The organism is Niveispirillum sp. BGYR6 (genome assembly GCF_027568365.1).
Lineage (GTDB): Bacteria > Pseudomonadota > Alphaproteobacteria > Azospirillales > Azospirillaceae > Niveispirillum.
In genome coordinates this window covers 394,024-406,325 of sequence record NZ_JANLNL010000002.1, presented here as the reverse complement: position 1 = coordinate 406,325, position 12,302 = coordinate 394,024, and the positions used below count along the sequence as shown (strand labels likewise).

Genomic DNA, 12,302 nt, shown 5'->3' with positions numbered 1-12,302 from the left:
TCAGGAAGTTGGTGTGGCATACACGAAAGCGCGCTAGATAATGAACAGGACGGCTTTTGCCAGAAGCGCCATGAACGTCTCTGAAAGTACCATTAACGATCTGGTCGCCCGTCTGCCGACGGAAGAGGCCGACCGGCTGTTCGAGGAACTGGAACAGCTGGAGGGGGATACGGCCCGCCGGCAGGCGGTGCGCCGTGCCCTGGTGGCCAAGCTGAACGCCCTGCGCCAGCAGCACGCCCGCCGCCTGTTCACAGAGCTGTTTCAGCGCTACATGACCCGTGATTCCACCCTGCTGCGGCCGGAATTTGCCAGCCCCGGCACCCTGCATCCGCTGGATGTGGGGGCCTTGTGGATCAGGCTGGTCGATAAATCCATCGGGCCATTCGCCCGGCAGGCAGATGCCATGCTGGCCGAACGCGCCCAGTCCCGCCCGCTGCGCGCCGTGTTCGGCCTGCCGGAGGTGGTGGCCCTGCAGGCGGACCTGGCCAAGCGCGCGGCAGAGGTGCTGACAGCCACCCTGGGCACGGCCGGCGCTGTTCGCCCCTTTCTGGAGGAGACCAACCGCTGGCGCGGGCTGGAGGCCAAGCGGACTCGCCTGGGCTTTGATCCAAGGCCGCTGACCATTGACGATTTGCGCCTGATGCAGGGGGTGCTGGCACAGGGTCGGGCGATGGGGGAGCTGCATGAACAGCTGCGCCGCGCCGCCCGCGACCCGGATGCCCTGGCCGCCATGGTGGGCAACCCGGCGCAGGGGCTGGACGGGCGGGTGGCAGCCCTGGTGCCGGGCGTCGGGGTGCTGGCGCCCCTGGCCCTGCTGCATGTTGATCGCAACTATATTGCTGGCCGGATGATCCTGCTGCATGGGCCACAGCCCTGGCAGGAACCGACGGTGATGGCCCTGACCCGTCATCTGGGCCGCACCTGCTTTGCCCTGACGGAGGAGATTCTGGGCGCCATGGGGGTGGGCCAACTGGTGCGGCCGGGCCTGTCGCTGCCGCTGGCGCGGCGCGATCTGCTGGACCGGGAACTGGGCAATCTGGATGTGATCCTGTCCTTGTTTGAGGATTTGGACCTGATCAACCATATGCGCTATGGCAGCCTGGCGCGTGATTTCCTGGACCGCATGGTCCGCCGGGTGGAGGCGGAGCTTTATCCCATGCTGGAGGAGCGCTGCTTGATGGAAGGGCGCAGCGCCAGCCGCCCGATTCCCGATTTTGAGGCACTGGACTGGACCCTGGCCTTTTGCAGCCGCTGGCGCGCGGTGCTGAAGCGCAGCCTGTTCTGGGGCACCGGCTTTTCCTCCTTCCATGATAATGTTGTGGCCGGGCTGCGGGATGCCTATCGCGGCTGCTTCTCCCGCAATGGTTACGCCTCGGCCTCGCAGCGGCTGGCCCATGCCATTCGGCTGGCGCAGCTGGGCAACCGGCTGGGGGCGGAGGCCGGCAGCTGGATGGGGCTGATGGATCCAGGCCTGACCCGTACCGTCGCCCAGCGGCTGAAGGAGCCGGAGCCGCTGTCCGGCGGGGAGGCCGCGCTGGCCCGTTCCGTGCTGGAACTGGCCATGGAGGAGTTGCGCCGCACCAAACATTGGCGCGACCCCGCCTTGCAGCAATTTGCCGAGATGGCCGAGGCGCGGCTGGCCACGGAATGAGTGCCGCAGCCATGGCTTTGACAGCGGCGGATATGCGCGCCCGCGTGCTTTACCGTGACGATCATGTGCTGGTGATCGACAAACCCTATGGGTTGCCGGTGCATTACGGGACCAAAACCACCGACCATCTGGAACTGTACCTGCCGCATCTGACCGATGATCGGGACGAACCGCCGCGTCTGGCCCACCGGCTGGACAAGGATACGGCGGGTTGTCTGGTGCTGGCCCGCGATGCCGCCGCCGCCGCCCGCATCGGTGACCTGTTCCTGGCCGGCAAGGTGGCGAAGACCTATTGGGCGGTGGTGGAGGGGCGGCCGAAGGGCGATACCGGCAGCATCGATATGCCCCTGCTGAAGGTACGCATCCCCGGCACATCGAAGGTGGTGGTCGATCTTGCCGGCAAGCCGGCTTTGACCGATTGGCGCCTGCTGGCCAGCCATGGCGGGCTTTCCTGGTTGGAACTGCATCCCCGCACCGGCCGGATGCACCAGATTCGCGCCCATTGCGCCTATATGGGAATGCCGCTGCTGGGTGACCCGATCTATGGGGCGCAGATGCCGCCGCAAACCGGGTTGCATCTGCTGGCCCGCGCCGTTCAATTCAACTTTTCCGCTGAGGCACCTGTATCGGCGGTGGCGGAACCGCCACCGCATATGGCACAGACCTTGGCGAAGATTGTTAAGGGATAGCCGCTGCTGGTTGCGCCAGGGGCAGGCCTGGGCGGATAATCAAGGCGGAACGCATTCTGATGATTGAAGACATCCTGCTGTTCATGGCCGTGGGGTTTGCTGCCCAGATGGTGGATGGGGCCATTGGCATGGCCTATGGCGTTACCGCCAGCAGTGTGATGATGTCCCTGGGCATTCCGCCCGCCACCGCCAGCGCCAGCGTGCATGTGGCGGAGATGTTCACCACCGGGGCGTCGGGCTTTGCCCATTGGCGCCGCCGCAATATCCGCCCGGAACTGGTCTGGCGTCTGGCGATTCCCGGCATGGTTGGCGGGGGGCTGGGGGCCTATGTGCTGTCTGGCGTGTCGGGCGAACTGATCCGCCCCATCGTGTCCATCTATCTGGTGGGGATGGGCGGGTTGATCCTGTGGAAGGCGCTGCACCCGCCGCCAGCGACGGAGCTGTCGGCCAACAAGGTGCGCGCGCTGGGCGTGGGCGGTGGTTTTCTGGATGCCGTGGGCGGCGGGGGCTGGGGGCCGATGGTGGCCAGCACCCTGATCGGGGCCGGCACCACGCCGCGCTATGCCATCGGCTCCACCAATCTGGCGGAGTTTTTTGTCACCACGGTGATTTCCTGCACCTTCATCCTGACCATCGGTCTGGATCTCTGGCCGGCCATCCTGGGCCTGATCCTGGGCGGCGTTATCGCCGCCCCCTTTGCCGCCATGGTAACGCAGAAGCTGCCCGATAAGCCGATGATGATCCTGGTGGCGATCATCATCATGCTGCTGAGCCTGCGCAATCTGGTGGAGGCTGTTCACACGTTGCTGGGCAGCTGAGCGTTCCGCATCCAACAAAAAGGGCCCCGCCATCAGCCGATGGCGGGGCCCTTTTTGTTGGGCATAAGCGACCCGGTTTCCATTGGCCCCCCCGGCAGGAAATGCCGGGCTAGGCAGAAAAATCCCATTGGGCTGGGGGCCTGGAACTGGGACTCATTTTCCCCCTCTCCCCCGTTTGGGGACGGCTTTGGGCCGAAACCCTACCCAAAAGTATGGAAATCCCGGCTCTTCGGCACTTGGCACGCTTCCTGCTTTGATCGGGGCGAACCCTTCGTGTCCACCAAAGCATAGGAAGAGCCGTAACTCTGGACAATGGCGTCGAGCGGACAGCGGTGCAGGAACAGCCTCCAGGCGCAATGCCTGTGCCAAGCCTGATTGCCGCGATCAGCACGACGGATAGCCCGATCCGCACCGAAACTGCCGGTCCTGCATCGCACCCGGCGTCTTCCACGGTAACGGCTCTCACCCTGCGCCCTACGGTGTCCACGAGAATCGATTAGGGGCCTAAACGGCCCCTCGGTAGCGCTCAAAAGGAGATGACCATGTCGAGCAGTGATGTCCAGCTGACCGCAGGTATGCGCAACAACCTGCTGCTGTTGCAGAAGACCAACAAGGGCGTCCAGGAAATCCAGACCCGGTTGTCCACCGGCAACAAGATCAACAGCGCCCTGGATGGCCCCACGAACTTCTTTGCCGCCAAGAGCCTGAGCACCCGTGCGGGCGACCTGACCAAGCTGAAAGAAAGCATGGGCCAGTCGATCAGCACCATCCAGGCGGGCGACAAGGGCATCACTGCCATCGAAAAGCTGGTCGAACAGGCCAAAGGTCTGACCACCTCTGCCTATAACAGCCTGGGCACCGACCCGCAGTCCATCGCCACCCGCAAGTCGCTGGCCACCCAGTTCAACACCATCAAGGACCAGATCGACAAGATCGCCCGCGACAGCGGTTATGCCGGTAAGAACCTGCTGGTCGGCAATGGTCGCACGCTGGACAGCACGGCCACCAGCCGCCAGCAGGTCGATACCATCGCCGGCCTGTCGGCCAGCCGCGTCACCAACGTGATCTCCGCCGATACCTATTCCGTGCGGGTCAGCGGTACCGGCAATATCAGTGCCGATCTGGCCGATATTTCCACCGCAGAAGACAAGCGCGGCCTCAGCTCTCTGAAAGTATCGGGCAAGCTGTCCAGCACCGCCGGTAACTTCGCCGACGTTTCGGTGGAAATGCGTGGCAAGGCGGGACGTGAACGCACCGTGGTGGTCACGGAAGGCTCTGAAAGCCGCACCATTCGGTTCTTTGATAACAGCCAGTCGGCAACGGCAAGCACCGAAAAGCCGGGGACGGAGGGTAACCCTCAGGTCTCCAAGATCAAGATTGATGGGGCGATTGAGGCGGGTGATACTTTCACCACAGCGGTGAATGGTCAGACCTTCACCTACAAGGCAACCCAAGAAGATGTTGTAGACAGCGCCACCAATCTGGACTTGAGCCCGGAGGCCCGGCGTCGGTCTGTGGCAAACAAGCTGGCTGCTGCTGTTCAGGCGGGTCTTGACTCGACGCGCTTTACCGTTGATGCCTCGGCTGATAATGGCAGCTTTACGATTACCGGGGTGGTCAACACCGGCACGGCCGTCAGCTTCCAGGTCGGTGCTTCTACGACCAACGCGGCGGACAAGGCCATCTCTGTCAGCTTCACTTCGGGTACGGTTGTTTCCTTCAACGTGAACCGGGCCGATCTGGACAAGCTGGAAACAGCTGCCAATGGTACATCGGTCATTCAGAAGAATGTCGATATCGAAGTGTCGGCGACCAACCTCAATGGTGTGACGGTCAGCCGCTCCGGCAGCAATGCCCGGGGTAACGCCAAGCTGTCCGACGGTGAGAATGCGCTGAGCTTTGCCTCCGGTACGGTTCGCTTCGATGTTGATCCGTCCACGCTGATGCAGTCTGCGGCGCGCCAGGACTCGGCCAATATCACCACGGTACAGCGCACCGATGCCAATACCGAGAATGACCTGAACGTTCAGCTGAACGAATCCAACACCAACAACATCACCGTTCAGTCGGTGAATGTGCAGACCGACGGCCAGGGTTTGCGTCTGGACTATGCCCAGAACAACTTCCTCGACCGGACGGACATCGACAAGGCAGTGGAAAGCCTGACCTATGCCACGGCGACCCTGCGGTCGGCTTCGCAGGGGTTGAGCACCAACCTGAACATCATCCAGAACCGCGAGAACTTCACCAGCGAGTTCTCCAACGTTCTGACCGAAGGTGGGAACAAGCTGGTCCAGGCCGACCAGAACGAGGAAGGTGCAAACCTGCTGCTGTTGCAGACGCGTCAGCAGCTGGGCACCATCAGCCTCTCGCTGGCCAACCAGTCGCAGCAGGCCATCCTGCGTCTGTTCTAAGAACAGCCGCACGGTTTATGAAAGATGGGGGAGGCGGCGGCCGCAAGGTCGCCGCCTCTTTCTTTTTGCAAAATAATCTGCAATGCAAATTACAGTAAAATTCGATCTATTTCGGAAGGGGTGATCCCGCCGCGCTGTTGCGGTCCGTCGGCCCTTGGGGTACAGCGAAGGCATGAGACTGATCGTCAATATCCTGATCTGGTCCCTGCTGGTGGGGCTGTTGCTGGCCTGGCTGCGGATCGATCCGTACGACCTGCTGCGCGGTGCGCTGCATTCCGTTGCCGCCCTGCCGGAGATGCTGGCCGACCTGTTTGGTTGGGCCTGGCCCTATGTGGCAACAGGGGCGGTGATCGTGGTGCCGATTGCGCTGATCAGCGTGCTGCCCCGGCTCTGGCGGCGGCGGGGGCCTTCCGGCGGCGGGCGGGATTGATCAGGGGGTATCGGCCGCGTCAGGGTGGCCGTCAGTGCGGAAGGCTGTCGGCGCGTTCTTCCACCATGCTGACCAGCCGTGCACTCTTGTTGAAATTCATCGTCATCATCAAGGTAGCGCGCCCCCGGATCAGGTAGACGCTTTTATCGGCCTCTGCCGGCAGCGGCACTTTCTTCGTCATACAATGGGCCAGCAAGGCGGCCTGAAGCTCTGCTTCCGGGATGGTCAGGCTGTGCTTGCCGCCATCGACCAGCAAGGTGCAGCGGGTGCCCTGGTTCATTTCCAGGCGCAGCCCGGTCACTTGCCCGTCGGGCAGCGGCTCGTTCAGCTTGCGGCGGCGGTCCAGGATCGCCGCCAGCACCTCCAGATCGGTGAACAGGATGCAGCGCAGCTCTTTCATCGGGTCTCAACACCTGGGCATGGTCGTAGCGGAAACAGCATAGGGTCTCGGGCCCTTCGCCGCCAGTTGCCAGGGCCGGCCCCGCTCTCACCCTATCCTTTTGCACATATCAGAAGCTGCTGCCGCTGGGGGTGGTGCCGTATAGCGCGTTGGGGTCCATCAGCACCGGGGCGATGGTTTCCGGCCCCGTTGCCTGCGCTTCGATGTAAAAACAGGAGCGCCGGCCAGTATGGCAGGCGACACCCAGCTGGTCGACCAGCAGCAGCAGCGTGTCGCCATCACAATCCACCCGCAGCGCCACCAGATTTTGCACCTGGCCCGAGGTGTCGCCCTTGCGCCAGAAGGCCTGGCGGGAGCGGGACCAGTAACAGGCCCGCCCGCTGCGCAGGGTTTCGCGGATGGTGTCCGCGTTCATCCAGGCCATCATCAGCACCTCGCCACTGTCATGCTGCTGGGCGATGGCGGGCACCAGCCCATCAGCGGTGAAGCGCACCTTGGCCAGCACGGCATCGATGGCGGAGTCGGGCAGAGGGGTGAAAGCGGTGGTCATGATTACAGGGCCTTGCGCAGGCGGTTGAAACCATCATTCATGTCGGCGATCAGGTCGGCCGGATCTTCCAGCCCGGCATGAATGCGGATCAGCTGGCCGCCCTGCCAGCGGGTGGCCGTGCGGATGCGGCTGGGGTCGCAGGGCAGGATCAGGCTTTCAAAGCCACCCCAGCTATAGCCCATGCCGAACAGGCGCATCCCATCCACCATGGCGGCGAGCGCCGCCCTCGGCACCGGGTTCATTTCAAAGGCGAACAGACCGCAGGCGCCGCTGAAATCCCGCTGCCAGATCGCGTGACCGGGGCAGCCGGGCAGGGCTGGATGGCGCATCCGCGTCACCTCTGGCTGTTCGGCCAGCCAGCTGGCCAGGATCAGGCCGGTTTCCTGATGCTGGCGCATCCGGGTGGGCAGGGTGCGCAGGCCGCGCAGCCCCATGAACAGATCATCCGGCCCGGCCACGGCGCCCAGTTCCACCGATGCCTTCTTCAGCTTCAGCCAATGGGCCTCGCTGGCGGTGACGGTGACGCCCAGGCTGGCATCGGCATGGCCGCCAATATATTTGGTGGCCGACTGGATGGAGATATCCACCCCATGGGCCAGCGGCTGGAACAGGATGCCGGCGGCCCAGGTATTGTCGATCATGCTGACAATGCCGGCTTCGCGCGCCACGGCGGCCAGGGCCGGCACGTCCTGCAGCTCAAATGTCTGGGAACCGGGCGATTCCATGAACAGCACGCTGGTATTGGGGCGCAGCAGCGCCTTCAAGTCCGCAGCGCTGAGGGCGGGATCATAATATTCCGTCTCCACCCCCGCCCGCTTCAGGATGCCGTCGCAGAAGGTTCGGCTGGGGCCATAGGCGGTATCCACCATCAGGATATGATCGCCGGCCTTGGTGAAGGCCAGCAGGGCCGAGCTGATGGCCTGCACGCCAGAACCATAAGCAACCGCGCCATGGCCGCCTTCCAGCACCGTCACCGCCTCTTCAAAGGCGTGGCTGCTGGGGTTGCCGGTACGGCCATAGCGGATGGAGCGGTAATAGGGATCGTAATCATCCAACGCCGCCAGATCGGGGAACAGCACGGTGGACACGCGGAAGGGCGGCACATTCACCGCCCCGGCATGGCGTTCCGGGTGGCGTCCGGCATGGATCAGGCGGGTCGTCTGCTTGGCGCTGTTATCGGTGCTCATCGGGAACGCTCTCAGCCTTCGGTCGGCAGGATCAGGGGAACATGCGGGGCGGCATGGCGGGGGATCAGGCCGGTGACGCGGGGGTCATCCTCTTCCTTCTCCACCTGGCCCACGGGGTGGAAGCCGGCTTTCTGATAGGTCATCAGGGCATGGGGATGGTCCAGCGTGCAGGTATTCACCAGCAGCTTTTCCATGCCAGCTGCATTCCAGGCCGCCTCAATCGCCCAATCCAGCAGCCAGCCGCCAATGCCATGGCCGATGAAATCCGGCAGCAGACCCAGGTAATTGATCTCACACTGCCCCGGTGTGCGACGGTCCAGTTCCACATAGCCGGCGGGCACGCCGCTGACATAGGGCACATAGATTTCCACCGCCGGGTCTTTGATGATGGCATTCAGCGTGGCGTCATCCATGGCCCGGCGGGCCCACCACAGCCAGTCCTGCCCGACATGGTCATAAAGATAGCGGTAGAAGGAGAGCGTGCAGTTTTCCGCCCGCATCAGGGCCAGCTTTTCATGCGGATGCGGGCGCTGGCGGCGGGCTGGCTTGGCCGTCATTTCCAGATAGGTGACGGTGGTGCGCATCCGGCCCGGCGGTACGGGGCCATCCAGGGGGGCGGCGTTGTTCATGCGGCCGCCCCCGTTGCCAGCGGCAGATCGTTGCGTCCACCCCATTCGGTCCAGGAGCCGTCGTAAAGCGCCACATCACTGACGCCCAGCCGGTGCAGCCCCAGCGCCAGCACGGCCGCGGTGACGCCGCTGCCGCAGGAGGTGACCACGGGCCGCGACAGGTCGATCCCGGCGGCCAGATAGCGGGCGCGCAGCGCCTCCCCCTCCAGCATCTGCTGGGTCTCACTGACCAAAAGCTCATTGAAGGGCAGGTTGCGGGCACCGGGTATATGGCCGCTGCGCAGGCCGGCGCGCGGTTCCGGCACAGAGCCGGTGAAGCGCGCGGCAGCCCTGGCATCCAGCACCTGTTCCGCCCCGGTTTCCAGGTTGGTTTTCAGATCATCGGCGCTGCGCACCATGTCCGCCCGGTACTGGGCGCGGAAGGTGGTGGGGGTGGGGGCTTCGGGTTCCCCGCTGGCCAGTTCGCCGCCGGCGGCGATCCAGCCGGGCAGGCCGCCATCCAGCACATAGACTGCATCATGGCCGAAGACGCGGAACATCCACCAGGCGCGGGCCGCACTGAACAGGCCGGCGCTGTCATAGACCACCACCGTATCCGCTGAGCCGATTCCCAGGGCCGAGACGGCGTTGGCGAAGCCCTGCGGGCTGGGCAGCATGTGCGGCAGGTCGGTATCCGGATCGGAAATCCCGTCAATATCGAAGAACACGGCACCGGGAATGCGCTGGGCCGCAAATTCGGCCTTGGCATCGCGCTTGGCCGCCGGCATGTGCCAGGAGGCATCCACCAGTTTCACATCAGGCCGGCCCAGCACCCCCAACAGCCAGAGGGGGGACACCAGCGGATCGGTCAGCGCGGGCACGGCCATGTTCGTTCCTATCGGGACAGAGGGAGGAAACGTAATATCCATCTGTCCTTTATAGGCGATTGGAATGCAAACTGTCCCTTAATCCCGGAAGCCCAGCACCACGCGGCGGTTCTGCTTCCCCTTATTTTCGATCTTTATGATGCTGATCGGGCCAATCTCCCCCGTATGCGCCACATGGGTGCCGCCGCAGGGCTGCAAATCCACCATCGCGTCATCGGTGCCGATCTGCAGCAGCCGCACCGAGCCGCTGCCCGTGGGGGGCTGCACCGACATGGTGCGCACCAGTTCCGGCCGTTCCGCCATTTCCTGATCGGTGATGGTGCGTTCACGTACCGGGTGGTCGGCGCGGATCAACTCGTTCAGTTTTTCTTCCAGCGCGTCCTTGTCCAGGCTGGCCGAGGGTACATCGAAATCCAGTCGGGATTTCTCCGCCCCCACCTGCCCGCCGGTCACGGCCCCCGGCACCACGGCACACAGCAGATGCATGGCGGTGTGCATCCGCATATGCCGGTGCCGCCGCTCCCAATCCAGATGCAGGGTCACGCTGGTGCCGGGCGGGGGCAGGGGGGAATCGGCGGGCACGATGTGCAGGATATCGGGACCGTTTTCCACCAGCGGCACCGCCTTGCGCGTGTCGGTTACTGCCACACTGCCGCCCTCCCAATCGATCCGCCCGGTATCACCGGGCTGGCCGCCGCCATTGGGATAGAACAGCGTGGCATCCAGCCGGATGCCGTCCGCCCCGCTTTCCACCACCGTGGCCTCTGCCTGTTTCAGGTAGGGATCGTCACGGAACAGCAGCGTCATGGGCGGACCTCCATCAAGGGGTGATATCAGGACAGCCAGTCAGGAACCGGCAAGCCTTTTTCGCGCAGGAAACTGGGATTGAACAGCTTGGATTGGTAACGGGTTCCGTAATCGCACAGGATGGTGACGATGGTATGGCCCGGCCCCAGCAGGCGGGCCACCTTCATGGCGGCAACGATATTGATGCCGCTGGAACCGCCCAGCACCAGCCCTTCATTCTTCAACAGGTCAAACACGACCGGCAGCGCTTCCTCATCCGTCACCTGCACCGCATCGTCGATCGGCGCATCGGCCAGATTGGCCGTTACCCGGCCCTGGCCGATGCCTTCAGTGATGGAATTGCCTTCAGCCTTCAATTCGCCCGTCTTCTTCCAGGCGTAAAGCGCCGAGCCCATCGGGTCGGCCAGCATGATCTTTACGTCGGGCTTACGTTCCTTCAGCGCCAGGGCGATGCCGGCCAGCGTGCCACCGGTGCCGGTGGCGCAGGTGAAGGCATCGATCTTGCCATCCGTCTGCTGCCAGATTTCCGGGCCGGTGGTGCGGCGGTGGCCTTCCCGGTTGGCCAGATTGTCAAACTGGTTGGCCCAGATGGCGCCGTTGGGTTCCGTCTGCGCCAGTTCTTCCGCGATACGGCGGGAGACATGCACGTAATTGCCGGGATCCTTGAAGGGCACGGCCGGCACCAGCCGCAGGTCGGCCCCGCACAGGCGCAGCATGTCCTTCTTTTCCTGGCTCTGCGTTTCCGGCATCACGATGACGGTGCGAAAGCCCATGGCATTGCCCACCAGGGCCAGACCGATGCCGGTATTCCCGGCCGTGCCTTCCACAATGGTGCCGCCGGGCCGCAGTTGGCCGCGCTCAATCGCGTCCTGCACGATGGCGAGTGCCGCGCGGTCCTTCACTGACCCACCGGGATTGAGGAATTCCGCCTTGCCGAGAATGGTGCAGCCCGTCGCTTCCGACGGGCCCTTCAGGCGGATCAGCGGGGTGCGGCCGATGCTGTCGATGAAGCCGTTGCGTATATCCACGGCGTTGTGCCCTTGTTCATGTGTAGAATGCTGGCACCCCATATGGGGCGAGGTTGTTAAAAACCTAACCCCCGCCGCTTCAGCCCTGCAACGCATTCTCCGCAAGGCCCGCCTTCAGTGCCGCATGGTGGCGGGCGAACCAGGCCAGGCCCAGCAGGGTGAAGCCGCTGGTAATGCGGTTGGCGTCCATCTGGGCGATGGCGAGGTCTGCCGGCACCAGATGCACGCGGATATCCTCCACCTCCTCTTCCAGCCCATGCAGCCCGCCCAGCCCCTCTGTATCGACATAGCCAAAAAATATTTCCACGATTTCGGTACAGCCGCCGGGGCTGGGCATCATGGTAAAGATGTGCTGCAGGTCACGCGGGGTACAGCCGGCTTCTTCCTCTGTCTCCCGCGCGGCTACTTCGGCCGCTACTTCGTCAGGTTTCACCATGCCGGCAACGAATTCCAGCAGCCAGGGGTCTTTTTTGGCCGCCAAGGCCCCGGCCCGGAACTGTTCGATCATCAACAGCACGTCGCGGGCCGGATCATAGAGAACGACGGCCACCGCATGGCCGCGATGGCAGATTTCCCGTTCGATCACCGGGGTCATGTCACCACCGAATCGTTCATGCCGCAGGGTCTGACGGGTAAAATCCATGAAACCCTTGTGAATAGTCTCCAATTTCACAATCTCCACCCGTGTCGGGCTGGTGATTCCGGGCAGAACGGGGAACAGGCGGGGAAAGGTTTCGTTGGTCATGATTATCCGGCGTGGCGGGAAAATGCGAAGGGGGTTGCGCAGGGCAGGGCAGGCGGGCCAGCTTTGCAGCCAATAGGCCCGTGACCGG

13 protein-coding genes are annotated in these 12,302 nt (G+C 63.8%); 5 read left to right on the top strand and 8 right to left on the bottom strand.

Features of this window, described 5'->3' with window-relative positions; genetic code table 11:
• Positions 1–70: 70 nt before the first annotated feature.
• The 5 genes from PCJ49_RS05810 (at position 71) to PCJ49_RS05790 (ending at position 6,002) form a co-directional block, all read left to right on the top strand.
• Positions 71–1,651: a hypothetical protein gene (locus PCJ49_RS05810; protein ID WP_269910129.1), complete on the top strand. Its 1,581-nt coding sequence runs from the start codon at positions 71–73 to the stop codon at positions 1,649–1,651.
• Between the two features lie 11 nt (positions 1,652–1,662).
• Positions 1,663–2,340, top strand: coding sequence for an RNA pseudouridine synthase (locus tag PCJ49_RS05805; protein WP_269910128.1), 678 nt, complete (start codon positions 1,663–1,665; stop codon positions 2,338–2,340).
• Positions 2,341–2,399: 59 nt separating this feature from the next.
• Positions 2,400–3,158 (top strand): sulfite exporter TauE/SafE family protein, encoded by a 759-nt coding sequence (locus PCJ49_RS05800; protein WP_269910127.1) that lies wholly within the window; start codon positions 2,400–2,402, stop codon positions 3,156–3,158.
• 542 nt (positions 3,159–3,700) lie between these two features.
• The gene (locus tag PCJ49_RS05795) at positions 3,701–5,572 is read left to right on the top strand and encodes a flagellin (RefSeq protein WP_269910126.1); all 1,872 of its coding nucleotides are present in this window, start codon (positions 3,701–3,703) and stop codon (positions 5,570–5,572) included.
• 172 nt (positions 5,573–5,744) lie between these two features.
• A complete protein-coding gene (locus PCJ49_RS05790; RefSeq protein ID WP_269910125.1) occupies positions 5,745–6,002 on the top strand; it encodes a DUF6460 domain-containing protein in 258 nt (85 codons plus the stop codon).
• 31 nt (positions 6,003–6,033) lie between these two features.
• On the opposite strand, the gene PCJ49_RS05785 is transcribed toward PCJ49_RS05790, so the two are convergent.
• The 8 genes from PCJ49_RS05785 to PCJ49_RS05750 all read right to left on the bottom strand — a co-directional run bounded on the left by PCJ49_RS05785 (position 6,034) and on the right by PCJ49_RS05750 (position 12,214).
• The gene (locus PCJ49_RS05785) at positions 6,034–6,402 is read right to left on the bottom strand and encodes a hypothetical protein (protein ID WP_269910124.1); all 369 of its coding nucleotides are present in this window, start codon (positions 6,400–6,402) and stop codon (positions 6,034–6,036) included.
• A gap of 109 nt (positions 6,403–6,511) precedes the next feature.
• Positions 6,512–6,952 carry a phosphoribosyl-AMP cyclohydrolase gene (gene hisI, locus PCJ49_RS05780; protein ID WP_269910123.1) on the bottom strand — a complete coding sequence of 147 codons (441 nt, stop codon included), beginning with the start codon at positions 6,950–6,952 and terminating at the stop codon, positions 6,512–6,514.
• A gap of 2 nt (positions 6,953–6,954) precedes the next feature.
• Complete coding sequence (gene metC, locus PCJ49_RS05775; RefSeq protein WP_269910122.1) at positions 6,955–8,139, bottom strand: cystathionine beta-lyase; 1,185 nt, start codon at positions 8,137–8,139, stop codon at positions 6,955–6,957.
• Positions 8,140–8,150: 11 nt separating this feature from the next.
• The gene (locus PCJ49_RS05770) at positions 8,151–8,768 is read right to left on the bottom strand and encodes a GNAT family N-acetyltransferase (protein ID WP_269910121.1); all 618 of its coding nucleotides are present in this window, start codon (positions 8,766–8,768) and stop codon (positions 8,151–8,153) included.
• Entirely contained in the window at positions 8,765–9,634 is an 870-nt protein-coding gene (gene sseA, locus PCJ49_RS05765; RefSeq protein ID WP_269910120.1) for a 3-mercaptopyruvate sulfurtransferase, read from the bottom strand. The genes PCJ49_RS05770 and sseA overlap by 4 nt, the downstream gene beginning before the upstream one ends.
• A 78-nt stretch (positions 9,635–9,712) precedes the next feature.
• Complete coding sequence (locus PCJ49_RS05760) at positions 9,713–10,441, bottom strand: alanyl-tRNA editing protein (protein ID WP_269910119.1); 729 nt, start codon at positions 10,439–10,441, stop codon at positions 9,713–9,715.
• Positions 10,442–10,467: 26 nt separating this feature from the next.
• Positions 10,468–11,469, bottom strand: coding sequence for a cysteine synthase A (locus tag PCJ49_RS05755; RefSeq protein ID WP_269910118.1), 1,002 nt, complete (start codon positions 11,467–11,469; stop codon positions 10,468–10,470).
• A gap of 79 nt (positions 11,470–11,548) precedes the next feature.
• Positions 11,549–12,214 (bottom strand): NUDIX domain-containing protein, encoded by a 666-nt coding sequence (locus tag PCJ49_RS05750; RefSeq protein ID WP_269910117.1) that lies wholly within the window; start codon positions 12,212–12,214, stop codon positions 11,549–11,551.
• Positions 12,215–12,302 lie beyond the last annotated feature (88 nt).